At 65.3% G+C, this 26,303-nt stretch carries 28 protein-coding genes and 1 pseudogene; 12 read left to right on the plus strand and 17 right to left on the minus strand.

What is annotated here, in order from left to right:
• Positions 1–98: 98 nt before the first annotated feature.
• The 6 genes from upp to EP376_RS18040 all read right to left on the minus strand — a co-directional run bounded on the left by upp (position 99) and on the right by EP376_RS18040 (position 5,792).
• Positions 99–731 carry a uracil phosphoribosyltransferase gene (upp, locus tag EP376_RS18015; protein ID WP_127657019.1) on the minus strand — a complete coding sequence of 211 codons (633 nt, stop codon included), beginning with the start codon at positions 729–731 and terminating at the stop codon, positions 99–101.
• Positions 728–1,714, minus strand: coding sequence for an adenosine deaminase (locus tag EP376_RS18020; protein WP_127657020.1), 987 nt, complete (start codon positions 1,712–1,714; stop codon positions 728–730). Before EP376_RS18020 ends, upp begins: the two co-directional genes overlap by 4 nt.
• Positions 1,711–2,922, minus strand: a complete 1,212-nt coding sequence (locus EP376_RS18025) for a phosphopentomutase (protein ID WP_276317307.1) — start codon at positions 2,920–2,922, stop codon at positions 1,711–1,713. The genes EP376_RS18020 and EP376_RS18025 overlap by 4 nt, the downstream gene beginning before the upstream one ends.
• Positions 2,919–4,223, minus strand: coding sequence for a thymidine phosphorylase (locus tag EP376_RS18030; RefSeq protein ID WP_127657021.1), 1,305 nt, complete (start codon positions 4,221–4,223; stop codon positions 2,919–2,921). Before EP376_RS18030 ends, EP376_RS18025 begins: the two co-directional genes overlap by 4 nt.
• Positions 4,224–4,225: 2 nt before the next feature.
• Positions 4,226–4,618 (minus strand): cytidine deaminase, encoded by a 393-nt coding sequence (locus EP376_RS18035; protein WP_127657022.1) that lies wholly within the window; start codon positions 4,616–4,618, stop codon positions 4,226–4,228.
• An 88-nt stretch (positions 4,619–4,706) separates the two neighbouring features.
• A complete protein-coding gene (locus EP376_RS18040) occupies positions 4,707–5,792 on the minus strand; it encodes a cupin domain-containing protein (RefSeq protein WP_127657023.1) in 1,086 nt (361 codons plus the stop codon).
• A gap of 177 nt (positions 5,793–5,969) precedes the next feature.
• Between EP376_RS18040 and EP376_RS18045 the strand changes: the two genes are divergently transcribed.
• Entirely contained in the window at positions 5,970–8,243 is a 2,274-nt protein-coding gene (locus tag EP376_RS18045; protein WP_127657064.1) for an NADP-dependent malic enzyme, read from the plus strand.
• A gap of 3 nt (positions 8,244–8,246) precedes the next feature.
• On the opposite strand, the gene EP376_RS18050 is transcribed toward EP376_RS18045, so the two are convergent.
• Positions 8,247–8,876 carry a sulfotransferase family 2 domain-containing protein gene (locus EP376_RS18050; RefSeq protein ID WP_164744977.1) on the minus strand — a complete coding sequence of 210 codons (630 nt, stop codon included), beginning with the start codon at positions 8,874–8,876 and terminating at the stop codon, positions 8,247–8,249.
• Positions 8,877–9,116: 240 nt separating this feature from the next.
• On the opposite strand from EP376_RS18050, the gene EP376_RS18055 reads away from it, so the two are divergent.
• Positions 9,117–11,009 carry a propionyl-CoA synthetase gene (locus EP376_RS18055; RefSeq protein WP_127657025.1) on the plus strand — a complete coding sequence of 631 codons (1,893 nt, stop codon included), beginning with the start codon at positions 9,117–9,119 and terminating at the stop codon, positions 11,007–11,009.
• Positions 11,010–11,019: 10 nt separating this feature from the next.
• Here the strand turns inward: EP376_RS18055 and EP376_RS23350 are convergent, their stop codons facing one another.
• The 5 genes and pseudogenes from EP376_RS23350 to EP376_RS18075 form a co-directional block, all read right to left on the minus strand.
• Positions 11,020–11,241: a hypothetical protein gene (locus EP376_RS23350; RefSeq protein WP_238928792.1), complete on the minus strand. Its 222-nt coding sequence runs from the start codon at positions 11,239–11,241 to the stop codon at positions 11,020–11,022.
• Between the two features lie 49 nt (positions 11,242–11,290).
• Positions 11,291–11,455 (minus strand): annotated as a pseudogene (locus EP376_RS23630) (Hint domain-containing protein); the annotation flags it as partial.
• Between the two features lie 183 nt (positions 11,456–11,638).
• Positions 11,639–12,031, minus strand: coding sequence for a curli-like amyloid fiber formation chaperone CsgH (csgH, locus tag EP376_RS18065; RefSeq protein ID WP_127657026.1), 393 nt, complete (start codon positions 12,029–12,031; stop codon positions 11,639–11,641).
• Positions 12,032–12,103: 72 nt separating this feature from the next.
• A complete protein-coding gene (locus tag EP376_RS18070) occupies positions 12,104–12,547 on the minus strand; it encodes a hypothetical protein (protein WP_127657027.1) in 444 nt (147 codons plus the stop codon).
• A gap of 166 nt (positions 12,548–12,713) precedes the next feature.
• Complete coding sequence (locus EP376_RS18075) at positions 12,714–13,490, minus strand: NAD kinase (RefSeq protein WP_127657028.1); 777 nt, start codon at positions 13,488–13,490, stop codon at positions 12,714–12,716.
• Between the two features lie 167 nt (positions 13,491–13,657).
• On the opposite strand from EP376_RS18075, the gene glyA reads away from it, so the two are divergent.
• From glyA to EP376_RS18090, 3 genes are read left to right on the plus strand one after another with little or no spacing between them, the layout of a single operon-like run.
• Positions 13,658–14,968 (plus strand): serine hydroxymethyltransferase, encoded by a 1,311-nt coding sequence (glyA, locus tag EP376_RS18080; RefSeq protein ID WP_127657029.1) that lies wholly within the window; start codon positions 13,658–13,660, stop codon positions 14,966–14,968.
• Positions 14,969–15,017: 49 nt separating this feature from the next.
• Entirely contained in the window at positions 15,018–15,383 is a 366-nt protein-coding gene (locus tag EP376_RS18085; RefSeq protein ID WP_127657030.1) for a hypothetical protein, read from the plus strand.
• Between the two features lie 37 nt (positions 15,384–15,420).
• A complete protein-coding gene (locus tag EP376_RS18090) occupies positions 15,421–15,861 on the plus strand; it encodes a copper chaperone PCu(A)C (protein WP_127657031.1) in 441 nt (146 codons plus the stop codon).
• A gap of 20 nt (positions 15,862–15,881) precedes the next feature.
• Here EP376_RS18090 and EP376_RS18095 read toward each other — a convergent pair whose 3' ends face one another.
• Positions 15,882–16,196 (minus strand): arginine transporter, encoded by a 315-nt coding sequence (locus tag EP376_RS18095; protein ID WP_240652479.1) that lies wholly within the window; start codon positions 16,194–16,196, stop codon positions 15,882–15,884.
• A gap of 193 nt (positions 16,197–16,389) precedes the next feature.
• Between EP376_RS18095 and EP376_RS18100 the strand changes: the two genes are divergently transcribed.
• Both EP376_RS18100 and EP376_RS18105 read left to right on the plus strand, forming a co-directional pair.
• Positions 16,390–16,587 carry a hypothetical protein gene (locus EP376_RS18100; RefSeq protein ID WP_127657032.1) on the plus strand — a complete coding sequence of 66 codons (198 nt, stop codon included), beginning with the start codon at positions 16,390–16,392 and terminating at the stop codon, positions 16,585–16,587.
• Between the two features lie 171 nt (positions 16,588–16,758).
• Positions 16,759–16,965, plus strand: coding sequence for a cold-shock protein (locus tag EP376_RS18105; protein ID WP_127657033.1), 207 nt, complete (start codon positions 16,759–16,761; stop codon positions 16,963–16,965).
• A 110-nt stretch (positions 16,966–17,075) separates the two neighbouring features.
• Here EP376_RS18105 and EP376_RS18110 read toward each other — a convergent pair whose 3' ends face one another.
• Entirely contained in the window at positions 17,076–17,720 is a 645-nt protein-coding gene (locus EP376_RS18110; RefSeq protein WP_127657034.1) for an arylesterase, read from the minus strand.
• A gap of 52 nt (positions 17,721–17,772) precedes the next feature.
• Between EP376_RS18110 and EP376_RS18115 the strand changes: the two genes are divergently transcribed.
• From EP376_RS18115 to EP376_RS18125, 3 genes are read left to right on the plus strand one after another with little or no spacing between them, the layout of a single operon-like run.
• On the plus strand, positions 17,773–18,468 hold the full coding sequence (locus EP376_RS18115; protein WP_127657035.1) for an ABC transporter ATP-binding protein: 696 nt from the start codon (positions 17,773–17,775) through the stop codon (positions 18,466–18,468).
• Complete coding sequence (locus EP376_RS18120) at positions 18,465–20,990, plus strand: ABC transporter permease (RefSeq protein WP_127657036.1); 2,526 nt, start codon at positions 18,465–18,467, stop codon at positions 20,988–20,990. The genes EP376_RS18115 and EP376_RS18120 overlap by 4 nt, the downstream gene beginning before the upstream one ends.
• A complete protein-coding gene (locus tag EP376_RS18125; protein WP_127657037.1) occupies positions 20,987–21,562 on the plus strand; it encodes a gamma-glutamylcyclotransferase family protein in 576 nt (191 codons plus the stop codon). The genes EP376_RS18120 and EP376_RS18125 overlap by 4 nt, the downstream gene beginning before the upstream one ends.
• On the opposite strand, the gene gltX is transcribed toward EP376_RS18125, so the two are convergent.
• Positions 21,540–22,865 (minus strand): glutamate--tRNA ligase, encoded by a 1,326-nt coding sequence (gene gltX, locus EP376_RS18130; protein ID WP_127657038.1) that lies wholly within the window; start codon positions 22,863–22,865, stop codon positions 21,540–21,542. The genes EP376_RS18125 and gltX overlap by 23 nt on opposite strands.
• 62 nt (positions 22,866–22,927) lie before the next feature.
• Here gltX and EP376_RS18135 point away from each other — a divergent pair, with 62 nt between their 5' ends.
• Both EP376_RS18135 and EP376_RS18140 read left to right on the plus strand, forming a co-directional pair.
• Complete coding sequence (locus EP376_RS18135; RefSeq protein WP_127657067.1) at positions 22,928–23,320, plus strand: metallopeptidase family protein; 393 nt, start codon at positions 22,928–22,930, stop codon at positions 23,318–23,320.
• A gap of 38 nt (positions 23,321–23,358) precedes the next feature.
• Positions 23,359–24,345, plus strand: a complete 987-nt coding sequence (locus EP376_RS18140; RefSeq protein ID WP_338068408.1) for a 1-phosphofructokinase family hexose kinase — start codon at positions 23,359–23,361, stop codon at positions 24,343–24,345.
• Here EP376_RS18140 and EP376_RS18145 read toward each other — a convergent pair.
• Both EP376_RS18145 and EP376_RS18150 read right to left on the minus strand, forming a co-directional pair.
• Positions 24,342–25,799, minus strand: a complete 1,458-nt coding sequence (locus EP376_RS18145) for an MFS transporter (RefSeq protein WP_240652480.1) — start codon at positions 25,797–25,799, stop codon at positions 24,342–24,344. The genes EP376_RS18140 and EP376_RS18145 overlap by 4 nt on opposite strands.
• Entirely contained in the window at positions 25,796–26,224 is a 429-nt protein-coding gene (locus tag EP376_RS18150; protein WP_127657039.1) for a DUF1801 domain-containing protein, read from the minus strand. Before EP376_RS18150 ends, EP376_RS18145 begins: the two co-directional genes overlap by 4 nt.
• Positions 26,225–26,303 lie beyond the last annotated feature (79 nt).

Raw genomic sequence — 26,303 nt, forward strand, 5'->3', positions numbered from 1 at the left:
TACTATCCCCCGCAAGATATTGCGGTTGATTGTCTCCAAATGCGCAGGATTGTAAAGTTATCCTTGCCCAATCCCGGCGGATTGGCCTTATTTTTTCCTTATTTCGTTCCGTACATTCTGTCGCCCGCATCCCCCAGCCCCGGCACGATGTAGCCATGGTCGTTCAGGTGGCTGTCGAGGGCGGCGGTGACGATCGGCACGTCGGGATGGGCCTCCTTCATGCGTGCGACGCCCTCGGGCGCGGCCAGCAGACACATGAAGCGGATATTGGTCGCGCCCGCCTGTTTGATCAGGTCGATCGCGGCGACCGAGGAATTGCCGGTGGCCAGCATTGGATCCACGACGATGGTCAGCCGGCTCGACAATTCGGACGGCACCTTGAAGTAATATTGCACCGGCTGAAGCGTCTCGGGATCACGGTAGAGCCCCACGAAGCCCACGCGCGCCGCCGGGATCAGTTCGAGGATCCCGTCCAGAAGGCCGTTCCCCGCCCTCAGGATCGACACGAGCGCCAGTTTCTTGCCCTCGATCATCGGCGCATCCATCGGCTCGATCGGGGTTTCGATGCGGGTCGTCGTCATCGGCATTTCGCGGGTGATCTCATAGGCCAGAAGCAGGCTGATCTCGCGCAGAAGCTGGCGGAACGACTTGGTGGAGGTGTCCTTGTCCCGCATCAGGGTCAGCTTGTGCTGCACGAGGGGATGTTGGACGACGGTCAGATGCTCAGTCATGTGGCCTCCAGTAACTTGGCGATCTTGTCCTTGGTCGCATCGTCGCAGAAGGCCGCGTCGAGCGCTGTGCGGTTGAGCTCCGCGAAATCGTCTTCGGTCCAGTCGAAGGCACGGGCGAGGCCCTCGAATTCGCGGGTCATCGTCGTTCCGAAATAGGGCGGGTCGTCGGTCGAGACGGTCACCTTCACGCCGCGTTCGCGCAGCATGCGAATGGGGTGTTCCGGCCAATCCCCGGTCGCCCCCAGAAACACGTTCGAGCCCGGGCACACCTCGAGCACGATCCCATCCTCCGCGATCCGGTCGACCAGGGCGAGGTCGTGGATCGCGTTGACGCCGTGGCCGATCCGTTCCGGCGCCAGATCGCGAAGCGTGTCGGCCACCATGTCAGGCCCGCCCCATTCGCCGGCGTGGCAGGTCAGGCGCAGCCCCGCCTCGCGCGCCATGTCGAAGGCATAGGAATAATCGCCCGGCCGGCCCACCATCTCGGCGCCGGCCATGCCAAAGCCGGTGATGAAATCGCCCATCGTCTCGGCGGCGCAAAGCGCGATCGGCTTGGCCTTTTCGGGGCCGAAATGGCGGATGCAGGTGATGATCCCGCGCAGGGTGACGCCCATCTTGCGTTCGGCCTCGTCGGCGGCCTCCTGCATCGCATGGAGGTATTCGCGCCACGCCGACAGGTCACCGCCACCGCAGAAATCCGGCGACAGGAAGGTTTCGGAATAGACGACGCCGTTCTCGGCGCTCTGCTCCATCACGGCGAGAACGAGACGACGAAAATCCTCGGGCGTCTGCAGCACCGAACAGGCGGCCTCGTAGACCGTCAGGAAATGATCGAAATCGCGATACTCATAGCTGCCGTCCTCGCGGAAGATGCGCGACAGGTCGGTCTTCTTTTCGTGGGCCAGCTGCCGGATGAAGGCCGGCGGCGCTCCACCCTCGAGATGAAGGTGCAATTCCACCTTCGGGTATTCCTTGTAGCTCAAAAGACGTTCCTTCCCCGGCCCGTGCCCTCGATCCCGAGGTGATGGGCAATGCTTGCCGCGACATCGACAAAGGCCATCTGGCCCAGCGCGCGCGCGCCGACACCGGCTGCCAGAACCGGCACCCGCTCGCGGGTGTGGTCGGTTCCGTGCCAGGTCGGGTCATTGCCGTGATCGGCGGTCAGGATCAACAGGTCATCCTCGCGCAGATGCGGCAGGACACGGCCGATCCCCGCGTCGAACCATTCAAGGTGCCGGGCATAGCCCGACACGTCGCGGCGGTGGCCGAACTCGGTGTCGAATTCAACGAAATTCGCGAATGTCAGCGAACCAGGCGCGGCGTCGGCGACGCGGTCCGCGAGATGCTCCATCAACGCGGCATCGCGGCCCTTGGCGGTATCGGTAATCCCGCGCATCGAGAAGATGTCGCCGATCTTGCCGATGGCGTGGACGTCGCGCCCGGCCGCCGCGACCTTGTCGCACAAGGTGGGCTCCGGCGGCTCGATCGCGAAATCCTTGCGCGCGGCGGTGCGTTTGAACCCGGTCTCTGGCGAGCCGACAAAGGGCCGGGCGATGACGCGGCCCACCTTCATCGCGTGCAACACAGGCGCCAGATCGGCGCAGAGCCGCAAGAGCCTGTCGCGCCCGAACGCCTCTTCGTGGGCGGCAATCTGAAAGACGCTGTCGACGGATGTATAGCAGATTGGCCAGCCCGTCCGCATATGCTCGGGCCCCTCTTCGTCGATGATGACGGTGCCCGAGGCATGGCGGTTGCCGAGGATGCCATCCGTCCCCGCCAGTTCGCAGACACGGGCGACCAGATCATCGGGAAAAGCCGGTTCGGTCTTCGGGAAATACGTCCAGTCCCACGGGACGGGAAGGCCCGCCAGCTCCCAATGGCCGGAGGGCGTATCCTTGCCGCGGGAGACCTCGGTCGCGGCGCCCCATGCGCCTGTAGGCGCGCCGCCGCCCCGCAGATCGAGACCAGAGGCCAGGTGGATCGCGTCGTAAAGGCCAAGCCCTGCCATGACAGGCACGGTCAAAGGCCCGCTGCGGCCGTCCTCGGCCCGGCCCGCAGCACAGGCCTGGGCAATGTGGCCGATGGTGTTGGCGCCCGTATCGGGCTGTCCGTCGTTAAAATACTGGTCCGCATCCGGGGCCCCGCCGATGCCCGCGGAATCCATGACGATCAGAAAGGCCCGGCCCGTCACGGATCGACCCTTTCCAGAACGAGGGGCGCAGGGTCGGGCCTGTCCCCTATATGCACGGCGGCGAGCACGGCGCGGGCCGCGGCTTCGGCGCTGTCTTCGTCACGGGCGTGGATCATGGCCAGAGCATCTCCCCGTTCGACGCGGGTGCCAATCTGCCGCATGTCGCTGAGCCCCACGGCGGGATCGATCCGGTCGCTTTCGACCTGCCGCCCGCCGCCCATGGCCACGACCGCAAGGCCCAGCGCCTCCCCGTCGATGGCCGAGATGTAACCCGCCTCGGGCGCGACGATATCTCCGACGACCGGCGCCGCGGGCAGATGGGTGCGCCAATCCTCGGCCATGTCGGGCGGACCGCCCAGCGCCTGGACCATCGCGGCGAAATGCGTCATGGCGCGGCCCTCGGCGATGGCCGCCGAGATCATTTCTTCGGCCTCTCCTTCTCCGTGACCGGCGAGCGCCATCAGCCGCCCGCCAAGTGCCACGGTCAGGTCATGCAGGCGCGGCGCGGCAAGCCGGTTGCCCGACAGCACCTCCATCGAGACGGCCACTTCGACCGCGTTGCCCAGCGCGGGCGCCAGAGGTTCGGCCATGTCGGTGATCAGCGCGGCCGTCGGACAGCCTGCGCCATTCGCCGTCTCGACCAGTGCGCGGGCCAGTTCGCGTGCCTCGTCCGGTGTCTTCATGAAGGCGCCCGAGCCGCATTTGACATCGAGAACCAGGCCCTCGAGCCCCGCTGCCAGCTTCTTCGACAGGATCGAGGCGGTGATCAGATCGACGCTTTCGACCGTGCCGGTCACGTCCCGCACCGCATAGAGCCGTTTGTCGGCCGGCGCGACCTGCCCCGTTGCCCCCACGATCGCGCAGCCCGTCTGTCGCACGATCCTGCGGAGCCGCGCCTCGTCGACGGCGGTGACGACGCCGGGGATCGCCTCCATCTTGTCGAGGGTGCCGCCGGTGTGACCCAGCCCCCGGCCGGAAATCATCGGAACGAAGATGCCGCAGGCCGCCAGCGCGGGCGCGAGAACCAGGCTCACGCAATCGCCGATCCCCCCGGTCGAATGCTTGTCGAGCACCGGCCCCGGCAGATCCCAACGCAGCACGTCGCCCGAATCGCGCATCGCTTCGGTCAGGGCGACGCGGCCCGCATCGCCCAGCCCCCGAAGACAGACGGCCATGGCAAAGGCACCCGCCTGCGCGTCGCTGACATCGCCATTCGCAAGCCCCCGGGCAAACCACGCCAGCGCCTCGGGCCCGGGCCTTTCGCCGCGCCGCAGACCGGCAATGATGGCGCGGGCATCCATAGTCAGCTGCGCTCCATGTATTCCTGCGTGAACGCGCCGGGTAACAACTCACCCAGTGTCGTGTGCAACGTCTTTCCATCCGTCGTGGCCAGCGTGACAGGCACGTCGCCCGCCCCGAATTCGGCCAGCTTCTGCCGACAGCCGCCACAGGGGCTGACTGGGATCGGGCTGTCGGCGATGACGGCCACTTCGGCAATCTCTGTCTCGCCCGCGGCCACCATCGCGGCGACGGCCCCGGCCTCGGCGCAGGTGCCCTCGGGATAGGCGACATTCTCGACATTCACGCCGGCATAGACCTGACCCGAGGCCCCGCGGATCGCCGCGCCCACCTTGAAATTCGAATAGGGCACATAGGCGTTTTCGCGCACGCGGCGCGCCTCTTCCACCAGCGACATGGGGCTTCCTCCCTCGCAGACGCGCATTGCAGACGACGTGACTTTGGGCGCGGGACCGTGAGGATGCAAGGGGCCGCGACCCCGCGATCTAGCCGCCGGTCGTGGCAAAGGCCCCGGGCAGCGCGACTTCGAGCAGTTCGAAATCCTCGCTCGGATCACGCCAATGGGTCGTCATGCCCGGCGGGATGACAAAGGCGTCGCCCGCGACAAGGGCCGCGGGCTCACGCCCCTCCCCTTCCAGCGTCAGGGAGCCTTCCATCACGAAGCCGAACAGGATGTCGGCGTCGTGCACCGAGGGCCGCGTTTCTCCCTCGCCCCGCCGAACGACCTGCACGCCTGCCACATCGCGGGTATTCGCCGCGATCGTCGTGTCGCGGCAGATAAAGCCCGGCTGGCGGAACGGTTCCCAATCCGCCTCAAGCCCCACGTTATGGACGAATTTCTGGCCCTGCCATTCGCGATCGGGCCGGTGATGCGGCGTGGGCAGCGTCATGTCGTGATCGATCTCGGTCACATGTTCGGCGGGCACGCCGATCTCGATCACCTCGATCCCGTCGCTGGCCTCCAGCACCCGGTGCCGGATCTCGGGCGGCTGGATAAAGCAATCGCCCGCGTAGAGCCGGATCGGGTCGCCCTGATCCTCGTAGACCACGTCGACCCACCCCCTGTAACAGAAGATCAGCTGGAACCCGACTCTGTGGAAATGCACCATGTCGGGCACCGGGCCGCCATCGGGGATACGGATGTGGCTTGCGATGATCGAGCCGCCCAGCCGGTCGGGCACGAGGTCGCGATATTGCATCCCGGCCCTCCCGATCACCCATGGCGCCCCATCGCGCAGCCGGCGCACGACAAAGCTGTGCTGTGTCGGCGGGATCTGCAGATCGGGGATCAGAGGCTCCACGCTGATCTGGGTCCCGCCCGGAGCGGTCGTCTCGTGGACGCCCCCCGCGAAATCGGGATCGTCGGTCCGGATCAGGATCCGGGCGGCGGGTGAGCCAAGCGTCTGGTCGAGCCGGATGCGCAGACCGTGGCCCGACATCACGGCGACGGTCGGATTGTCGGCCGGCCATATCTGGTCGAGCCGGAACCCGAGATCCCGGCCGAAGAATGCCAGATCCGCGCTCAGATCGGTGGTCGAGATGCACAGTTCGGCTGTCGTGGTATCGGTCATTGCGTGATCCCCGTCTGATCCGGCGCGCAGGCTGCGCCGGGGCGGCAGGCGATGCAACCTCGAATTGGTGGAATGCAGGCGGATCGCGGCCGCGCCGCAGGTGGACAATGGGCAGGGCCAGGTGATAGTTCAACATTAAACAATATCGGAGCAGGCCCCGTGACCGACGAATCCCGCATGACCCCCAAGGAAACCCAGCGGCAGGCCGCCCTCGACTATCACCGCCTGCCCCGCCCCGGAAAGCTCGAGATCCGCGCCACGAAGCCGCTGGCCAACGGGCGCGACCTGTCGCGCGCCTACAGCCCCGGCGTGGCCGAGGCCTGCCTCGAGATCAAGGCCGACCCGGCGGCGGCCCGCGATTACACCGCCCGAGGGAACCTTGTGGCCGTCGTGTCCAACGGATCGGCGGTTCTGGGCCTGGGCGACATCGGCGGCCTTGCCTCGAAACCGGTGATGGAAGGCAAGGCGGTCCTGTTCAAGAAATTCGCCAATATCGACTGTTTCGATATCGAGGTGAACGAATCCGATCCTGTCAAACTGGCCGAGATCGTCTGCGCGCTCGAACCCACCTTCGGTGCGATCAACCTCGAGGACATCAAGGCGCCCGACTGCTTCATCGTCGAGGATATCTGCCGCGAACGGATGAACATTCCCGTCTTCCACGATGACCAGCACGGCACGGCAATCGTCGTGGGGGCCGCAGCCGTGAACGCGCTCCACGTGGCGGGCAAACGGTTCGAAGACATCAAGGTCGTCTCGACCGGCGGGGGCGCGGCCGGCATCGCATGCCTGAACATGTTGCTGAAACTGGGCCTGAAACGGGAAAATGTCTGGCTGTGCGATCTTCACGGTCTCGTCCACGAGGGACGGGAAGAAGACATGACCCCGCAAAAGGCCGCTTATGCGCAGGCATCGGATCTGCGCAGCCTCGATCAGGTGATCGAAGGGGCCGATCTGTTTCTCGGTCTGTCCGGCCCCGGTGTCCTGACGCCCGACATGGTGCGCAAGATGTCGAGCAAGCCGATCATCTTCGCGCTGGCCAACCCCACTCCCGAAATCCTACCCGACGACGCCCGCGCAGCGGCCCCCGATGCGATCATCGCGACAGGCCGGTCGGATTATCCCAACCAGGTCAACAACGTCCTGTGTTTTCCGTTCATCTTTCGCGGCGCGCTGGATGTCGGCGCCTCCGAGATCAACGACGAGATGAAGGTGGCCTGCGTTCAGGGCATCGCGGAACTGGCCCGCCGGACGACTTCGGCCGAGGCAGCCGCCGCGTACCGCGGAGAGCAGCTGACCTTTGGCCCCGACTACCTGATCCCCAAGCCCTTTGACCCGCGCCTGATGGGCGTGGTCGCCTCCGCCGTGGCCGGTGCCGCCATGGAGACCGGGGCCGCGACACGCCCGATCGCGGATATGGGCGCCTACAAGATCGCGCTGGACGGTTCGGTCTTCAAATCGGCGCTGATCATGCGGCCGATCTTCGACGCCGCGCGCAGCGCCGCCCGACGGATCGTCTATGCCGAGGGGGAGGACGAACGGGTGCTCAGGGCCTCGCAGGCCGTGATCGAGGAAACGACGGAAACCCCGATCCTGATCGGTCGACCCGACGTGATCGAGACCCGCTGCGAACGCGCGGGCCTGACCATCCGGCCGGGCCGGGATTTCGAGGTCGTGAACCCCGAAAACGATCCGCGCTACCGCGATTACTGGGGCACCTATCACGAATTGATGGCCCGGCGCGGCGTGACGCCGGACCTTGCCAAAGCGGTTATGCGCACGAATACCACCGCGATCGGCGCGGTCATGGTGCATCGCGGCGAGGCCGACAGCCTGATCTGCGGCACCTTCGGGCAATTCCTGTGGCATCTGAACTATGTCACGCAGGTTCTTGGCACGGGCGGTCTGCATCCGGTGGGGGCGCTGTCGCTGATGATCCTCGAGGACGGGCCGCTGTTCATCGCCGATACGCAGGTCCATCCGGACCCGACGCCGGAACAGGTGGCCGAAACCGTGATCGCCTGCGCGCGCCATGTGCGCCGGTTCGGTATGACACCCCGGATTGCCCTGTGTTCGCATTCGCAATTCGGCAACCTCGATTGCGTCACGGGCGTCCGGATGCGGGCCGCGCTGGAAATCCTCGATTCGCAACCGCGCGACTTCGCCTATGAGGGCGAGATGACGCTGGATGCCGCGCTCGACACCGAATTGCGCGAACGGATTTTCCCGGGCGGACGGCTCGACGGCCCCGCCAATACGCTGGTCTTCGCCAATACCGACGCCGCATCGGGCGTGCGCAACATCCTCAAGATGAAGGGGGGCGGGCTCGAGGTCGGGCCGATTCTGATGGGCATGGGGAACCGGGCCCATATCGTGACACCCTCGATCACGGCGCGCGGCCTTCTGAACATGTCGGCCTTGGCCGGCACGCCGGTGGCGCATTACGGCTGAAGATCAGCCGACCACCGGCGGTTCGAAAAAGCCGGACAGAAACCTGTAGTCGGGTGCGGTGATCTCGAGGATCCGACGCTGCGCACCGGGCGGGACATCGGTGAAACGCAGTTTCGGGCCGCCGGTCTGCAACCTCTCGAAGCGGACCTGCCGCCCGGACCATTCCGACAGGTCGGCGGCAAGCTGTTCCGTCTCGGCCAGCCGGTAGACAGCGTCGAACCATCCGAGGTCTCCGCCCAGATAGGCCCGCTGAAGCCGGAAGTGCCGGCGCAGTTTGTCGTTCGTCAGGGTGTAGAGGCGGAACCTTTCGCAGAATTCCTCGATATCGGGTTGTGGCGACAGGCCAAGCATGCGGGCCACGGCGCCGTCGATCGCGTTTGCCGCAATGTCGTTGTGGTGAAAGATGCGGTTGGCGTATCCCGACAGGAAACGTTCCACGGGGTCACGGACAACGACAAAGGTGCGGCAGCCCCGCGCCCGAAACCGCACATAGGCCGACATCGGCCGGTCATAGGTGGTCACCAGATCACCCGGCCCCCGGGCAAGGGACCGGAAGGCTTTCCGAATGCTCGTCGTGCCGACTTTCCGGATCGGGACATAGGCGAGCGAGAGAGAGCGGACGATTTCAACCATGGGGGCCCGATAAGCGGCGTCGTGACATCCTGTTCCCTTGCAGAATTTCAAGACCCTCGCAATCCCGCAGCCGGGCAACCGCACCATATGATTTGACAGGCCTGAAAATTGGGTGCGCTAACAGAGAGTCAAAGGATGTAAAGAAATTCACAGCTCTCCATCCGACCGGATCGTGGGACTTGCGCCACCCTGCTGGGCAGGCGCATAAAATCTCCAACGAGGAGCGAGGGAGACAACCCGATGGGGTATCGTGACGTATACGAGGCCTGGAAAGCCGATCCGGAAGCTTTCTGGATGGCGCAGGCAGAACAGATTGACTGGGATCGCGAACCGACCCGCGCGCTCAATGACACCAACGCTCCTCTTTACGAATGGTACACCGACGGCATGGTCAACACCTGCTGGAACGCGGTTGACCGCCATGTCGCGGGCGGGCGCGCAGATCAGGTCGCCATTATCCACGACAGCCCGGTCACCGGAACCGTCACCCGCATTACCTATGCCGAACTGAAGGATCGCGTCGCGTCACTCGCCGGCGCGCTTGCGGCAAAGGGTGTCACCAAGGGCGATCGCGTCGTGATCTACATGCCGATGGTCCCCGAAGCACTGGTCGCGATGCTGGCCTGCACCCGGATCGGAGCGATCCACTCGGTCGTCTTCGGCGGGTTCGCGGCGAACGAACTGGCGGTGCGGATCGACGATGCCACGCCCAAGGCCGTGATCGCCGGCTCCTGCGGGATCGAAGGATCGCGGATCATCGAATACAAACCTCTGCTCGACGCCGCGATCGAACAGGCGACCCACAAGCCCGACTTCACCATCGTCTTTCAGCGCGATCAGGCCCGCGCGAGCATGATCGAAGGCCGCGACTTCGACTGGGCAGAGGTGACGCGCGACGCGACACCTGCCGATTGCGTGCCGGTCGAGGGCAATCATCCGGCCTATATCCTCTATACCTCGGGCACGACGGGCGCGCCCAAGGGCGTGGTCCGGCCCACCGCCGGGCATCTGGTTGCCCTGAACTGGACGATGAAGGCCATCTACAACGTCGAACCCGGCGATGTCTTCTGGGCAGCCTCGGATGTCGGCTGGGTCGTGGGGCACAGCTATATCTGCTATGCGCCGCTGGTTCACGGCAACACGACGATCGTCTTCGAAGGCAAGCCCGTGGGCACCCCCGATGCCGGGACCTTCTGGCGCGTGATTGCCGATCACAAGGTCAAGAGCTTCTTCACCGCGCCCACCGCCTTCCGCGCGATCAAGCGCGAAGATCCGAAGGGCGAGTTGATCGCGAATTACGACATCTCCTCGCTTCAGGCGCTCTACCTCGCGGGCGAACGCGCCGACCCGGACACCATCGAATGGGCGCAGCGGGTCCTGAACGTGCCTGTCTATGACCATTGGTGGCAGACCGAGACCGGCTACACCATCGCGGGCAACCCCGCAGGGATCGAGGCGCTGCCGGTCAAGATCGGCTCCCCCACGGTGGCGATGCCGGGCTATGACGTGCAGATCCTCGACGAGGCGGGCCACCCGGTCAAACCCGGCGAATTGGGCGCGATCGCGGTGAAACTGCCCCTGCCTCCGGGCACGCTTCCGACCCTGTGGAACGCGGAGGATCGATTCCGCAAAAGTTATCTCAACACCTTCCCCGGCTATTACGAGACGGGCGACGCGGGCATGATGGACGAGGACGGTTACCTCTGGATCATGGCGCGCACCGATGACGTGATCAACGTCGCGGGCCACCGCCTGTCGACCGGCGGCATGGAAGAGGTTCTGGCAGGCCACCCCGATGTGGCCGAATGCGCCGTGATCGGGGTCAAGGACGAGTTGAAAGGCCAGTTGCCGATGGGCTTCCTGTGCCTGAATGCCGGCTGTGACCGCCCCGTCGAAGAGATCGTGGCCGAAGAGATCAAACGTGTCCGCGACCAGATCGGCCCGGTGGCCGCGTTCAAGCTGGCCGTCGTGGTGGACCGGTTGCCCAAGACCCGCTCTGGCAAGATCCTGCGCGGGATCATGGCCCGCATCGCCGATGGCGAGGCCTACAAGATGCCCGCCACGATCGACGATCCGGCCATCCTCGACGAGATCCGCGACGCGGTCACAACGCTGGGCTACGCCAAGGGGTAAGACACGCCGCCTAACGGCTGAGTTCGGTCATCGGCAGGGGCGGCACGCAGTAGAGCGGCTTGCCGTTCCTGACGTGTTGGTCGACCAGGCGGCGCCCCCGGCGACCGTCGGAAAAGGGCAGGACGGCGCGCGCCTCGTGATCGATCCCGAACAGGTCGGGAAAGATCGCGGGAAGCTTGCCACGCGCCGCCACCGCGATCGTATTGAGAGCTCTGGGTGCCGGCTGCCCCATTGGCATAGGCCACTTCGTGCTGGTCGAAGAGCAGGTGGAGATGAGTGACCCCGTCGCGCGCCGCGTCGACGCTGATCCCCTCAAGCCCCGGGAGACGCCTGGCCGGGAGAAGCACCTCCACGGCATCGAACATGCGCCGGGCGATCGCTGAGCGGACAAGGATGCGGTACGGCGGCGAAACACGCAGGTCCGCACTCGGCCGATCCGCCCCCAGCGCCCCTCCGCCAGATACGCGCGGGACTCAGCCGGGGCGCCCGATCCAGCGCATGTGACCGAGAAGGCTCAGTCGTCGTGCGCGCTGTTACTGCGGTCGGATCGAGACGCGGGATCGGCGGAAGCCGGGAGAGATTTGTGTCGTTTTCGTATAATTCGACCCAACGAACGGCAGGCCCATGAGTCATTCGGAGCCGGATTGCACAGGACAGCTGAGCACCTGCCCCTTGCCAAGCGTCACCACGAGAGAGGCCGCGGCCACCTGACCGGGACCGAGCCGGACATGGCCCAACCCTTCCGCCATCCCCGGCGCCGCGACAAAGGCTCCGCCCTGCCGGATGTTAGCGATGCTGCCGCCAGCGCCGGTCGCGATAACGGTGAGGTCGAAAGTGCCGTCGATCGGCTCGTCGCTCTTGAGAAATCCGCGGATCTCGGTGCCGCTGGCGGCGGTCTCCGAGACGATGTGGCACGCCGCCGTGGCGGCCTTGCCGAACTGCGTCTCGGCCGTGGCGGACTGGCAACCGGCGAGTGCGCCTGCACAGACCAGAAGGGTTGCAGTCAGATGAAGCTGGGGCATCGGAGTCTCCGTCGATGGGGCTGGGTCGGAGCGGCCCCGGCCCTTGGGCGCGGGGCCGACGGTGACGCGGGATCAGTGCTGGACGACGACGATCACGTTGTTGCCGCCGATCTGCGTGGTCTCGCTGGAGTTGCCATTGCCCACCTGAATGACACCGAGCGCATTGCAGCCGCCCGACTGTGTCGCCGCCGCGCTATTGCCATGCCCGCTTTGCGACACGCCCAGAACGTTGCAATTGCCGGTCTGGGTGCTGGTCGTGTCATTGCCATGGCCGTTCTGCGTGATGACAGTGTGGTTACGATTGCCGTCGACGACGGAGATCGAGGAATTCCCGCGCCCCTCCTGCAAGACGGTCAACTGGTTGCGGCGCCCCACGAGGCTGGCTCCGACGCCGTTGTCACGGCCCCACTGGGTAACGGAGACGCGGTTGCCATCGGCAGAGACAGGGCTTGCGGGCAGCGCGATCCCAAGGGCGAGAGCGATGGTGAGGCTGCGGGTAAGTGTCTGGAATGTCATGTATCTGGTCCTTTGTCATGATGCTGTTGGACCGGGGTGCATCACGTTGCGCGACCCCGGTTGGCACCATGGGGACGCCCTTCGACCGGCAAGCCAATATCGCCCGCGGGCTAGCCGATAACAGCCGCGTTGCCATCCGATATCAGGGTTTGAAAATGGCAGGGCGTCAGGCGAATTGTTCGCGGATCAGACGCTCTTCCAGACCGTGGCCCGGATCAAAGAGAATGCGATGTTCGACCGTCGGGTCGCTCTCGATTTCGACCGAGGCTACATTCATCACCGACCGGCTGTCGGCATCTGCCATGACGGGGCGCCGTTCGGCATCCACCACATCGAACCGCACCCGTGCCGATTTCGGCAAGAGCGCCCCACGCCAGCGGCGGGGGCGATAGGCCGCCATCGCCGTCAGCGCCAGAACACCCGATCCGATCGGCAGGATCGGCCCGTGGGCGGAATAATTGTAGGCCGTCGATCCGGCGGGCGTGGCCACAAGCGCGCCGTCGCAGACCAGCTCTTCCAGACGGACGCGATCATCGACGGAGATTCGCAGCTTGGCGGCCTGCGGGCCCGCGCGCAGCAGGCTTACCTCGTTGATGGCCAGCGCCTCCTGCACCTCGCCATCGACCTGTGTCGCCCGCATCCTCAGCGGGTTGATGATCGCCTGTTCCGCCTCCGCCAACCGTCGGGGCAGCTGATCTGCCGAAAACTCGTTCATCAGAAAGCCGACCGTGCCCCGGTTCATGCCATAGACCGGCAGGTCCAGCCCTTGGGTCGCATGAAGCGTCTGGAGCATGAAGCCGTCGCCCCCCAGCGCCACCATCACGTCGGCCTCGTCCGGCCCCCATTCCCCGTAAAGATCGATCAGGTCGTCAAGCGCCTGCTGCGCAAGCGGAGCGTCGCTCGCGGCAAAAGCGATGCGCGTTGTGGTGCCGAACCCGTCCATTCATCTTTTCTCTGCCACGACTATCGGAAAGGCAAGGCGAACATCCGAAACCTGCGCACCGCCGCAGGGCGTGCGCGGGTCGTTTTGCCGCTTTGTGTCTTTCCTCGGCTCCTGTAATAGGACGCGATAACGCCACAGCTCGCACAATCCCTGACAGGAGTTGCCCCATGAACGCCCCTTCCCGCACCGCCCCGGACCAGAACTCGGCCTTCTTCACCGAACCCCTGTCGAGCCGCGACCCGGAGATCTTCGGCGCGATCACGAAAGAGCTGAATCGGCAGCGCAAGGAAATCGAGCTGATCGCGAGCGAGAACATCGTCAGCCATGCCGTGATGGAAGCGCAGGGCTCGGTGATGACGAACAAATATGCCGAAGGCTATCCGGGCCGGCGCTATTATGGCGGCTGCGAGTACGTCGACATCGCCGAGAACCTTGCCATCGACCGGGCAAAGGAATTGTTCGGCTGTGGCTTTGCGAATGTGCAGCCCAATTCCGGCAGCCAGGCGAACCAGGGTGTGTTTCAGGCGCTCCTCCAGCCCGGCGACACGATCCTCGGGATGAGCCTCGATGCAGGCGGTCACCTGACCCACGGCGCGAAACCCAACCAGTCGGGCAAATGGTTCAACGCGATCCAATACGGCGTGCGGCGTCAGGACAGCCAGATCGACTATGACCAGATCCAGGCCCTGGCCACCGAACATCAGCCCAAGATGCTGATCGCAGGCGGATCGGCCATCCCGCGAATCATCGATTTCGCGAAGATGCGCGAGATCGCCGACAGCGTGGGCGCCTGGCTTCTGGTCGACATGGCCCATTTCGCGGGTCTGGTCGCCGCGGGCATCTATCCTTCGCCCTTCCCGCATGCGCATGTGGCCACGACCACGACGCACAAGACGCTGCGCGGGCCGCGCGGCGGCATGATCCTCACCAATGACGAGGCGCTGGCCAAGAAGTTCAATTCCGCGATTTTCCCCGGCATTCAGGGCGGGCCGCTGATGCATGTGATCGCCGGCAAGGCCGTCGCCTTCGGCGAGGCGCTTCGCCCCGAATTCCGCGCCTACCAGGAACAGGTGGTCAAAAACGCGATCGCGCTGGCCGATGAACTGGTCAAGGGCGGGCTTGATATCGTCACCGGCGGCACCGACAGCCACGTGATGCTCGTCGATCTTCGGCCCAAGGGCGTGAAGGGCAACGAGACCGAAAAGGCGCTGGGTCGCGCCCATATCACCTGCAACAAGAACGGGATCCCGTTCGATCCGGAAAAACCGATGGTGACCTCCGGCGTCCGTCTGGGCACGCCTGCCGGCACGACGCGCGGTTTCGGCGAGGAGGAATTCCGCCAGGTCGCGCGCTGGATCGTCGAAGTGACCGACGGTCTTGCGCAGAACGGTGCCGAGGGCAATGCCGAGGTCGAGGCCAAGGTGAAGGCCGAGGTCGAGGCGCTGTGCGACCGGTTCCCCATCTATCCGACGCTGTGACACCGATCCCGCGGTGATGCGTCCCGTCACGATCATATCGCACCAGGCAGTGAAGGGCCTAGTCCACGAGATCGCACGCGGTCTCGTGACCGGCCTGCTGATCGCGATGCTGGTCGTCACGGGACAGCTGGTCGCGCAGGCCAAGGGCAATGCGCCGCCCGACATGGCAGGCTCTCTGTGCCTGTCGGGCAGCATCGTGACCTTCACCATCGGCGAGGACGGGACACCCGAGGGGCCTGCGCATATCTGCCCCGACGCCCTTGTGGTCGCGGTCGCGGGCAGCACGCCCCCGGTGCCCGCCGCGCTCTGGCGCCTGAGCCTTCACGCGCCCCATGTGGTGGCGGATGCGCAGCGCGTCTCCGGCCCGTCCCCCGAGGATCCCCCACCTGCCCGCGCGCCCCCGTCGCTGGTCTGAGCCCAAGAACCTCAACTCAGACCGAACGGATTACACAATGAAACTGACTCAGCTGATGGCGGCTCTTGCCGTCCCCCTTTGCCTTGGCAGCGCGGCCCTCGCGCAGACGATCGAGATCGAAGGCGCCTATGCGCGAACCTCGTTCAGCGGGGCGCCAGCCGGCGCCGCGTTCATGACGATCACAAATACCGGCACGACCGATGACCGGCTTGTCGCGGCACGGTCCGACGCCGCGGCCCGGGTCGAACTGCACACACATATCGATGCCGGCGACGGCGTCATGCAGATGCGCGAGGTCGAGGATGGATTTCCTCTGCCCGCGGGGGGCGCGGCCGTTCTTGAGCGTGGTGGCGATCACGTCATGTTCATGGGGATCGGCGCCCCGTGGGAAGAGGACGGCACCGTCAACGTCACCCTGATCTTCGAAAGCGGTGAAGAGATCACGCTCGATCTGCCGATCCGCATCGGCAACAACTGATCCGGCCAGGTCGGCCTGCCCTAGCCGCAGGCCGACCGTGTCGCTCCGATGAAATCGAGATATCTGTCCCAGAAAGCATCCGCGAAGGCGGTGTCGGAAGCGCGGATTTCCTGCGCCCTTTCCGGATCTTCAAAGAAAGTGGCGACGCGTCTCTGATCGGAGTTGCTGAGGGTCGCATCGGCAACGGACTGGATACAGGCGCACAGTTGCGGGTTCGCCGCGTCACGATCACTTTCGACGCAGGCGGCCCCGACGGGGCCACTTACACCGCCACCACCGCCGCCACAGGCGGCGACTGAAACCAGACAGACAAGTCCAACGATCGGACGTTTCACCGCGCGGTCCTTTCCTAGTGAATATCGGGGCGGGTCCTGCCTCATCTTCTGCCCGCGTTGCATGAAGAATGCCTTACCTGCGAGAAACAGGCAATCAATCCATCGGAATCGCCTGAACGGAAACCACCAAAAGTCGGCCATATTTACGCCCTATTCACACTTTTAGGTTGGAAGTGTTGATAAGGAGGTCGCCATGTCTGCTCTGATCGTCATCTTCGGAAGTGTTCTTGGACTAGTCGGGGGGGTCTATGCCTTCGCCGTACTCGATATGAACCTTCTGGTTGCGCTTGGTATCTGGTCGATCTCCGGCCCCTTGTGTATCGCTCTGATCGCGGTTCTTCATGCGTTTCGTGCCCCGGTCGCCGAACATGGCAACCCGCATACCGCCTGAATCCGATCTCCGCTTTTATCGAGAACCCTTGCAAAATTGACCAAAATCCGCCATATTTGGCCTGCGACGTTACCTCTTCGACACTGACTCCTTTCACGGCCCAGTCATCGATCAGCACTGACGAGCCGGCCTGCTGCATGCTGCGAGCGGGAAAACAAAGGAGAAATCACGATGGCCACAGGCACCGTGAAATGGTTCAATACAACCAAAGGCTACGGCTTCATTGCGCCCGACGGCGGATCCAAGGACGTGTTCGTCCACATTTCCGCGGTTGAGCGGTCCGGCCTGACCGGACTTCAGGACAACCAGAAGGTCACCTTCGACATCGAAGCTGGCCGTGACGGGCGCGAAGCCGCCATCAATCTGGCACTCGCCTGATCTGAACATCGCCCCGTCCGGCCGATCCGGGCGGGGCACCCCGGCACTGGCCGCCGGAACATCGGGCCAGCCTTTTCCCCAAATCATACCCGACCCGCAGGCAGCCTCTGTCAGTCCGATGCCGCGCGTGCAAGTTCGGCGACGGCGGGCCCGATCGCCTCGACGATCACGGACACGCCGCGGGCGTTGGGGTGCAACCCGTCGGATTGCATGAACGCGCCCAGATCCCCGCCATCGGCGGCCGCCTGCAGCCCGTCGAAGAAATCCGGAACCAGCGCGGCGCCGAACTCCCGCGCGAGATCGGGATACATGCTGTCGAAGGCCTGTTTGAACTCCGGTCCGTAATTCGGCCCCGATTCGAGCCCCACGATCAGAACCTCGACCTCGGCCGCCTCGGCCGCCTCGAGGATCCCGCGCAGATTGGCGCGGCTATTGGCCGGATCGATGCCGCGCAGGAAATCGTTCCCGCCAAGCGCAACGATCATCGCATCGACATCCTCGGTCAGGGTCCAGCCGACACGGGCCAGCCCGCCCGCCGTCGTGTCGCCCGAGACACCCGCATTGATGAGCTCGGTCTCGAGACCGGCCTCGTCAAGCCAGCCCTGCAGCTGAGGAACGAACCCCTCCTGCTGAGGAAGGCCGTAGCCCTGGGTCAGGCTGTCTCCGAGGGCGGCGATCGTTACCGGCTCGGCCTGTGCCGCTCCTGCCGCGACGGCCAGAACAAGTGCCGCACCGGCGACCGTGTGCTTGCTCATTGCGCGAAGAACCCCATATCCCTGAACAAAGCAAAGAGGACCCGAGCACCAGATGCCAGACCCCGCACTCCTCCTGACCGATGCGTCCCTGTCGCTGATGGGCAATGCCGGCCGTGTCGATATCCTGCATGACATATCGTTGTCCGTCGAAACGGGCGAAACGCTGGGGCTGGTTGGGCCAAGTGGGTCGGGCAAGTCGTCGCTCCTGATGCTCATGGGCGGTTTGGAACAGGCCTCGTCTGGCCGGATCACGGCGCTGGGGCAGGATCTGACCTCGATGTCCGAGGACGGTCTGGCCCGGTTCCGCAGGGATAATATGGGGATCGTCTTCCAGTCCTTCCACCTGATTCCGACGATGACGGCACTGGAAAACGTGGCAACCCCGCTGGAACTCGCCGGCGTGAAGGATGCATTCGACCGCGCCGCAGCCGAATTGGCCTCGGTCGGTCTGGCCGACCGGGCCGATCATTACCCCTCGCAGATGTCTGGGGGCGAACAGCAGCGCGTCGCCCTTGCCCGGGCGTCTGCGCCCCGGCCCCGGATCCTGCTGGCGGATGAGCCGACAGGCAATCTCGACACGACCACGGGGCAGACGATCATCGACCTGCTCTTCGCGCTGCGCGACAAACACGGCGCGACGCTGGTTCTCGTGACCCATTCCAACGCGCTGGCCGACAGATGCGACCGGGTCATCCGGCTTCAGGACGGGCGGATCGCCGACAAGCCGGCGGCACGGGCCGCCGAATGAGCCTTTCCCTTGCCGCACGTTTCGCCCGACGCGAGTTGCGCGGAGGCCTGCGCGGCTTTCGCATCTTTCTGGCCTGTCTCGCGCTTGGTGTCGCTGCCATCGCGGCGGTCGGAACCGTCCGCTCGGCCATTCAGGCGGGCCTTGCCGAACAGGGCGCCGCGATCCTCGGCGGCGACGCAGAGGTGGAATTCACCTATCGCTTCGCCCGCGATGACGAACGCGCCTATCTCGACGAGATAGCCGACGCCGTGTCGGAGACGGTCGATTTCCGGTCCATGGCCGTGGTCCGCCGCGGCGACGAGGCCGAACGCGGCCTGACCCAGATCCGCGCAGTCGATGACCTTTATCCGCTAATCGGCGAGGTCGAGCTTTCGCCCGACATTCCGCTGCCCGAGGCGCTCGGCGGTGACGGATCGCGCCCCGGTGCGGTGATCGAGCGGCTTCTGGCGGACAGGCTGGGTCTTGCGCCGGGTGACACCTTCGCGCTGGGAACGCAGGACTTTGTTCTGTCGGCCCTGATCGAAAGCTATCCTGACAACGGCTCTGCCGGGTTCGGCCTGGGGCCACGCACGATCGTTCTGACTCGCGATCTGGAGGCGTCCGGGCTTCTGGCCGAGGGGACATTGTTCTCGACCCAGTACCGGCTCGACCTGTCGCCCGATGCGGATTTCGAGGCGTTGCAGATCCGCACCGAAGAGCAGTTTCGCAATACCGGGCTGCGCTGGACGGATGCCCGGCGCGGTGCCGACGGGATGCAGGAATTCGTCGATCAGCTGGGGGCCTTCCTGATCCTGATCGGCTTGTCGGGCCTTGCGGTGGGCGGCGTCGGCGTTTCGGCGGCGGTCCGGGCCTATCTTCAGGGCAAGACCGGCGTGATCGCGACCTTGAAATCGCTGGGCGCGACGCGGCAGACGATCTTTCTGACCTATTTCCTTCAGATCGGCGTGCTGACGCTGGCGGGCATCGCGATCGGCCTCGTGATCGGCGCAGGCCTGCCGCTTGTGCTGTCACCCGTGATATCGGATGCGTTGCCCCTGCCGGCCAATTTCGGCATCTACCCGGGTCCTCTGGTCGAGGCCGCGATCTATGGCGCGCTGGCCGCGCTGATCTTTACGCTCTGGCCTCTGGCCCGGACAGAAGAGATCAAGGCCGCCACCCTGTTTCGCGATGCCTTCGCAGGCGGCAAGGCGCTGCCGCGCTGGCCCTGGCTGATCTGGATGGCGCTGCTCCTCGCGGCGCTTCTGGGGGCGGCCGTGCTGTTCTCGGGCAATGCCTTCCTGACCCTGTGGACGGCGGGCGGGATCGCGGGGGCGCTGGCAATTCTCGTGGTGGCCGCCCTTGCCGCGCGCTTCCTTGCACGGCGCGGCACCTTTCTCGCACGGGGCCGCCCCGCGCTGAGGCTGGCGCTGGGGTCGGTCGGTGCGCGCGGGGGAGAGACGACCTCGGTCGTCCTGTCGCTGGGCCTTGGCCTTGCGGTTCTGTCGGCGGTGGGCCAGATCGACGGCAACCTGCGCCGCGCCATCGCGCAGGATCTGCCCGACATCGCGCCGTCGTATTTCTTTGTCGATATCCAGCCCGACCAGATCGAGGGCTATCTCGAGAGGCTGAATTCCGATCCGGCCGTCTCCAAGGTGGAGACTGCGCCGATGCTGCGCGGCATCATCACGCAGGTAAACGGCACCCCCGCGCTCGAGTTGTCGGATCACTGGGTCTTCCAGAGCGATCGCGGTATCACCTATTCGGCCGAGTTGCCCGACGACACGACGCTGACGGGCGGCGAATGGTGGCCTGCCGATTACAGCGGCCCGCCGCTGGTCAGCTTTTCGCAGGAAGAGGCCGAGGAGATTGGCCTGCATCTGGGTGACGAGCTGGTGGTCAACATCCTTGGCCGCGATATCACGGCCACGATCGCGAGCTTTCGCGAGGTGAACTTCGAAAACGCCGGGATCGGGTTTGTCATGTCGATGAACCCCTCGGCCCTTGCCGGTGCCCCGCACAGCTGGATTTCGACCGTCTATGCCGAAGAGGAGGCCGAGGCCCAGATCCTGCGCGATCTGGCCAATGCCTATCCGAACATCACCGCGATCCGCATCCGCGACGCGATCGACCGTGTGACCGAGGTCGTCGAGGGGATTGCCGCAGCCGTCCGCTACGGGGCGGCCGCCACGCTGTTCACCGGGTTTCTTGTCCTGATCGGGGCCGCTGCCGCCGGAGAGAGGGCGCGCACCTTCGAAGCCGCCGTTCTCAAGACGATCGGGGCCACGCGCGGGCGCATCCTGTCGAGCTTTGCGCTCCGCACCGCCTTTCTCGGGCTTGCCGCCGGGGGCGTGGCCCTGCTGGCCGGCATCCTCGGGGGGTGGGCTGTCAGCACCTTCGTGATGGAGACCGAATTCTCGATCGTCTGGGGCTCGGCCCTGTGGATCGTGGCGGGCGGCACGCTGGCCACCCTTCTGGCCGGGCTGGCCTTTGCCCTGCGCCCGCTGGCCGCGCGCCCCGCCCGCGTGCTGAGGGCACGGGAATGAGCGATCCACTGTTTTTCGGCTATGGCAGCCTCGTGAACCTCGCAACCCACGATTACGCCGATCCGCATCCCGCGCGGCTGACAGGGTGGCGCCGGGTCTGGCGCCGAACAACGCTGCGCGATGCGGCGTTCCTGTCGGTCGAACGCTGCGACACGACCGAGATCGCGGGCATCGTGGCACGGGTGCCCGGCGCGGACTGGGCCGCACTCGATGCCCGTGAAGCCGCCTATGCCCGACGCGACGTGACCCAGACGGTGCTCCATCCCGGCCAGCCCGGACCGGTCGCGGTCTACGAGGTCGAGGACATCCATCTGTCGGACCGCGACGATCACCCGATCCTTCAAAGCTATCTCGATGTGGTGGTGCAAGGTTATCTGCGCGTCTTCGGCGAGACGGAGGCCCATTCCTTTTTCGAGACGACCCATGGCTGGGACACGCCGATCCTGAACGATCGCGATGATCCGATCTATCCGCGCGCGCAGGCGCTGTCAGCCGAAGAAACCGATTTCGTCGATCAGGCCCTGACCCGGTTCGGCGGAACCGGGATGATCAGTCGCGCAAAGCGGGCCTGACCTGCATCAGCGGCATCACGTCGGCCATCTCGGGCCCGCGGTCCAGCCCGGTCACAGCCCGGCGAAGCGGCATGAAGAGCCCCCTGCCCTTGCGGCCCGTGGCGTCCTTCACAGCAGTCGTCCACTGACCCCAGGTTTCGGCCGTGTAGGGCGGCGCCCCCAGCAGGGCCAGCGCCTCCTCCACGAAGGCCCGATCCTCGTCCTCGGCCCGGCCGCCGGCCTCGCCGGTGAAGACCGACCACCAGCCGGGAAGGTCCTGCAAGGTCGTGATGTTTTCGCGCACGACGGCCCAGAAGGCCGGTGCGACGTCATCGGGCACGCCAATGGCGCGGATCTGATCGGACACATCCTCGTAGGGTCGGGTCCCGAGGATACGGGCGGTCAGGGGAAAAAGGTCGGCCGCATCGAATTTCGTCGGCGCTGAGCCGAATTTCGACAGGTCGAACCCGCCGACGATGCTCGCCACATCCTCGCGCAATTCCACCGGGTCCGAAGAGCCCAGCCGCGCCATCAGGCTCAGGATCGCCATCGGCTCCACGCCCTGAGCGCGCAGATCGCGCAAGGACAGAGTGCCCAGACGTTTCGACAGCGCTTCGCCCTGCGGGCCGGTCAGAAGCGAGTGGTGCGCGAAGCGCGGCACCGTGCCGCCCAACGCCTCGATGATCTGGATCTGGGTCGCGGTATTCGTCACGTGATCCGAACCGCGCACCACGTCGGTGATCGCCATCTCGGTGTCGTCGACGACAGAGGCGAGCGTATAGAGGATCTGGCCCGTCTCCTTGATCAGGACGGGATCGGACACGCTGGCCGCGTCGATGGAGATGTCGCCCAGGATGCCGTCGGTCCATTCGATCCGTTCGTGATCGAGCTTGAAGCGCCAATGCGACCCGCGTTCGGCGCGCAGCTTGTCCTTCTCGGCGTCGGACAGGGCAAGGGCCGAGCGGTCATAGACCGGCGGCTTGCCCATATTCAGCTGTTTCTTGCGCTTGAGATCAAGTTCGGTCGGGGTCTCGAAACATTCGTAAAGGCGGCCCGCCTCGATCAGCTGCGCCTTGGCGGCGGCATAGCGATCGAGCCTGTGGGATTGATGTTCGACCCGGTCCCAGTCAAGGCCCAGCCAGTCGAGATCGGCCTTGATCCCGTCAATGTATTCCTGGCGCGATCGTTCGGCGTCAGTGTCATCGATCCGAAGGATGAATGTCCCCCCGGCAGCGCGCGCGATCGCATAGTTGAACAGAGCGGCGCGCAGGTTTCCGATGTGAAGCCAACCGGTCGGCGACGGGGCAAAGCGGGTGGTGGTCATGATGGGTCTCCTTGACGTCAGCCCCTCTTTCACAGCGCACCGGTTTTGTCCATATGAGCGGGATGGATATCAATGCCCCAAGCCGCGACGACATCGAATCAATGGCCCGCGACGCCGTCGCGGCCTTGCCCGAGCCGTTTCGCGGACCCGCCGCCGCGATCGCGATCGTGGTGGAGGATTTTGCCCCGGTCGACATGCTGGCCGATCTCGACATGGATGCCTTTGAACTGACGGGGCTTTATGACGGGATCCCGATGACCGAGAAATCGGTCATGGATCAGCCGACGGGCCCCGATACGGTCTGGCTGTTCCGGCGCCCGATCATCGACGAATGGGCGGATCGGGGCAACGTGACGATGCGCGAACTGGTGGCCCATGTGACGATCCACGAACTGGCGCATCACTTCGGCTGGTCCGACGCGGATATCGCCCGGATCGACAAGTGGTGGGAATAGTCTCCGAAGTATGATTGCGCTAACAGTCGCAAGGAGGCATGGTCCAATTCACCTTTTCGAGAAGCACGGCCGGTGTGATGCGCGATATCCTGACAGTGACCCTGAACCCTTCGCTTGACCTTGCCGCCGATGTGGCGAGCGTGGAGCCCAACCAGAAGCTCCGCTGCGAGATGCCCCATACCGATCCGGGCGGCGGCGGCACCAATGTCAGCCGGGCAATCCGGCTGCTGGGCGGCATGTCGCGGACCTTCGTGGCACTTGGCGGCGCCACGGGTGACCGGGTGGAAGAACTGCTGATCGAGGCCGGTCTCGACGTCATCCGGCACGAGGCCCCCGACGAGACGCGGCAATCGCTGGTCGTGACGTCCAAGACCACGGGCGATCAGTATCGCTTCATGCTGCCGGGGCCGAAATGGTTCCCGCTCGACAGCACGGCGGCCGAGGCCGCGATCGTCGAGGCCGCCAAGCCCGACAGCCTTGTTGTCCTGTCAGGCAGCCTGCCGCCGGGAATGCCGCCGCAGGTCATGCCCGATCTTTGCGAACGGCTGGCCGAAAAGGGCGCGCAGGTCGTGGCCGACACCTCCGGTCCTGCCCTGCACCTGTTCGCCAGCGGCGAAGGCCCCCGGCCTCATGTCCTGCGGATGAATCATTTCGAAGGCTCCGAGATTGTGGGCCATCCGCTGGGCGATCTGAAGGAGACGGCCGATCTGGCCTCGGAACTGATCGAACGGGGGGCAGCCGATATCGTCATCGTGGCCCGGGGGCCCGAGGGTTCGGTTCTCGCGACCAAGGATCAGCGGCTCCATTCCCACGCGGCCGAGGTTCCGGTGCGTTCCAAGGTCGGGGCGGGAGATACCTTCGTCGGCAGTTTTACCCTCTCGCTTGCGCAGGGGCGTCCTCTGGACGAAGCGTTGAGCCATGCCGTCGCCGCGGCGAGCGCGGCGGTCATGACCGAAGGCACGCTTTTGTGCCGGCCCGAGGACGCAGCCCGGCTGATCGCACATTGCCCGGCCCGACCGATCTAGCGCGGCCCCCGCTCCGGGCGCGGCAGGCGCCAGACCAAAAAAGCCTCGCAGATGAAACCGGCCACACCGGGAATGATCGCCAATTGCATGGCCGTGGAATAGACGGCCACCGGTTCCTCGGCCCCCGGCAGGTTCCGCCCGAGATGCGAGAAGAACACCTCTCCCATCACGGCGAGCCCGAGGGCGCCACCGACCTGCTGAAAGGCCTGCAGCGCGCCTGACGCGGCACCCGCATCGCCGTCTTCGACATTCGACAGGATCGTCTGGAACAGCGGCGAAATGGCTGTGCCCAGCCCCAGACCCGAGATGATCAGCGGAAGAAACAGGGCCGCGCGGACAAGGGCCTCGCCGCCCATCGGCAGAACGGTCCGCAACAGGACCATGCCCCCGGCAAGCAAGAGACAGCCCGCCATGATCCGCTTGCGCGGCCAGCGCAGGCCCATCACTCCCGACGCGACCGAGGCCAGCAGGACACCGACCGAGAACGGCAAGGTCGTGAGCCCCGATTCCAGCGGCGTCAGCCCGTTGCCGACCTGAAGCATGAAGGCCAGCACAAGGAAGAACCCCGGAATTCCGCCAAAGATCAACATCGTGATGGCAAGGCCGATCACGTAGCTGCGATACCGGAACAGGGCGACCGGCAAAAGCTGCGCGGCGCCGATCCGCGCACGATACCGCTGCCAGAGCGCGAAGGCCAACACCACGGGAACGGCCGCCGCGATCAGCGCGAAACACCACCAGGGCCAACCGAACTGGCGCCCCTCGATCAGCGGAAACAGGATCAGGAGAAGCGCAAGACCGGCAAGCGCGATCCCCACGAAATCGAGCCGGAGCGACCTGTCGCCCGGCACCGACGGCACAAAGCGCAGCGCGGCAAAGATCGTCAGAAGCCCCACCGGCACATTGACAAGGAAGATCGGCCGCCAGCCCAGCCCCCACAGATCAAGCGAGATCAGCCAGCCGCCCAGAACCGGCCCGGTCACCGAGGCCAGACCCGCCGACAGGCCGAACAGGGCAAAGGCCAAGCCCCGTTCCCGAGGCGGAAACAGAACGGGCACGAGCGCCAGCGTCTGCGGCCCGATCATCGCACCCCCGATCCCTTGCAGGACCCGCGCGGCCACCAGCGCGCCGATCGACGGCGCCATCCCGCACAGGAGCGATCCCAGCCCGAACACCGCGACACCGGCCACGAACATGCGCCGGCGCCCGACCACGTCGCCCAGCCGCCCCGCAGGAATGAGGCATAGCGCAAAAGCCATGATATAGGCAGCGACGACCCATTCGATCTGGCTGTCGGTCGCGTCGAAGGCATCCTGAAGGCTCGGGATCGCGACATTCACGATGGTGATGTCGATCAGGTTCATGAACCCCGCCAGCAAAAGCGAGGCCATCGCGATCCACCGACCCGGGCTTGGCGCCTCGGGTTCGGCGTGAGAAACAGACGGCGCGGTCACGAAGGTCGGACCGGCCAGCGTTTGCCGAGATCGTCAAGGCCCGCGCGGATCAGTTCGCTCAGGACGCTCGTGTCGATATCGGCCAGCTTGTTGATATATAGGCAGGACTTGCCCTTCTTATGCTTGCCGATCCTGTCGAGCATGTCCTGAAAATCGGCATATCCCGGCATGATATAGACCGACAGGTTGGCCTTGCGGGGGCTGAAACCGGTTGCAAGGAATTCCCCCTCCCGACCCGTCTCGTATCTATAGTGATAGCGTCCGTAGCCGACGATCGACGGCCCCCACATCCGCGGCTCGAACCCCGTCGCCTCGCGAAAGACGCGGTCGAGTTCCATGGCATCCAGACGTTTTCTCTCGGGTTCGACCATTGCGAGGAACTCTGCAACGCTTTGTGTCGTCTCGACCGTCTTGTTTCCCGCCATGGGCTACCTCGTTTCGCTACGCAACAAGCCTAGCAAGGTTTGCCCGGGCCGCAAACCGTCACGGCCCGGGTTTCGCATG

Source organism: Alexandriicola marinus (assembly GCF_004000435.1).
Taxonomy (GTDB): Bacteria; Pseudomonadota; Alphaproteobacteria; order Rhodobacterales; family Rhodobacteraceae; genus Alexandriicola; species Alexandriicola marinus.

Bases quoted from the DNA above. Each gene is read 5' to 3' on its own strand.
- upp (WP_127657019.1), bottom strand. From the start codon at position 731: ATGACTGAGCATCTGACCGTCGTCCAACATCCCCTCGTGCAGCACAAG.
- EP376_RS18030 (WP_127657021.1), bottom strand. From the start codon at position 4,223: ATGGATGCCCGCGCCATCATTGCCGGTCTGCGGCGCGGCGAAAGGCCC.
- EP376_RS18035 (WP_127657022.1), bottom strand. From the start codon at position 4,618: ATGTCGCTGGTGGAAGAGGCGCGCCGCGTGCGCGAAAACGCCTATGTG.
- EP376_RS18040 (WP_127657023.1), bottom strand. From the start codon at position 5,792: ATGACCGATACCACGACAGCCGAACTGTGCATCTCGACCACCGATCTG.
- EP376_RS18045 (WP_127657064.1), top strand. From the start codon at position 5,970: ATGACCCCCAAGGAAACCCAGCGGCAGGCCGCCCTCGACTATCACCGC.
- EP376_RS18050 (WP_164744977.1), bottom strand. From the start codon at position 8,876: ATGGTTGAAATCGTCCGCTCTCTCTCGCTCGCCTATGTCCCGATCCGG.
- EP376_RS18055 (WP_127657025.1), top strand. From the start codon at position 9,117: ATGGGGTATCGTGACGTATACGAGGCCTGGAAAGCCGATCCGGAAGCT.
- EP376_RS23350 (WP_238928792.1), bottom strand. From the start codon at position 11,241: ATGGGGCAGCCGGCACCCAGAGCTCTCAATACGATCGCGGTGGCGGCG.
- csgH (WP_127657026.1), bottom strand. From the start codon at position 12,031: ATGCCCCAGCTTCATCTGACTGCAACCCTTCTGGTCTGTGCAGGCGCA.
- EP376_RS18070 (WP_127657027.1), bottom strand. From the start codon at position 12,547: ATGACATTCCAGACACTTACCCGCAGCCTCACCATCGCTCTCGCCCTT.
- EP376_RS18075 (WP_127657028.1), bottom strand. From the start codon at position 13,490: ATGGACGGGTTCGGCACCACAACGCGCATCGCTTTTGCCGCGAGCGAC.
- glyA (WP_127657029.1), top strand. From the start codon at position 13,658: ATGAACGCCCCTTCCCGCACCGCCCCGGACCAGAACTCGGCCTTCTTC.
- EP376_RS18090 (WP_127657031.1), top strand. From the start codon at position 15,421: ATGAAACTGACTCAGCTGATGGCGGCTCTTGCCGTCCCCCTTTGCCTT.
- EP376_RS18100 (WP_127657032.1), top strand. From the start codon at position 16,390: ATGTCTGCTCTGATCGTCATCTTCGGAAGTGTTCTTGGACTAGTCGGG.
- EP376_RS18105 (WP_127657033.1), top strand. From the start codon at position 16,759: ATGGCCACAGGCACCGTGAAATGGTTCAATACAACCAAAGGCTACGGC.
- EP376_RS18110 (WP_127657034.1), bottom strand. From the start codon at position 17,720: ATGAGCAAGCACACGGTCGCCGGTGCGGCACTTGTTCTGGCCGTCGCG.
- EP376_RS18115 (WP_127657035.1), top strand. From the start codon at position 17,773: ATGCCAGACCCCGCACTCCTCCTGACCGATGCGTCCCTGTCGCTGATG.
- EP376_RS18120 (WP_127657036.1), top strand. From the start codon at position 18,465: ATGAGCCTTTCCCTTGCCGCACGTTTCGCCCGACGCGAGTTGCGCGGA.
- EP376_RS18125 (WP_127657037.1), top strand. From the start codon at position 20,987: ATGAGCGATCCACTGTTTTTCGGCTATGGCAGCCTCGTGAACCTCGCA.
- gltX (WP_127657038.1), bottom strand. From the start codon at position 22,865: ATGACCACCACCCGCTTTGCCCCGTCGCCGACCGGTTGGCTTCACATC.
- EP376_RS18135 (WP_127657067.1), top strand. From the start codon at position 22,928: ATGGATATCAATGCCCCAAGCCGCGACGACATCGAATCAATGGCCCGC.
- EP376_RS18140 (WP_338068408.1), top strand. From the start codon at position 23,359: ATGGTCCAATTCACCTTTTCGAGAAGCACGGCCGGTGTGATGCGCGAT.
- EP376_RS18150 (WP_127657039.1), bottom strand. From the start codon at position 26,224: ATGGCGGGAAACAAGACGGTCGAGACGACACAAAGCGTTGCAGAGTTC.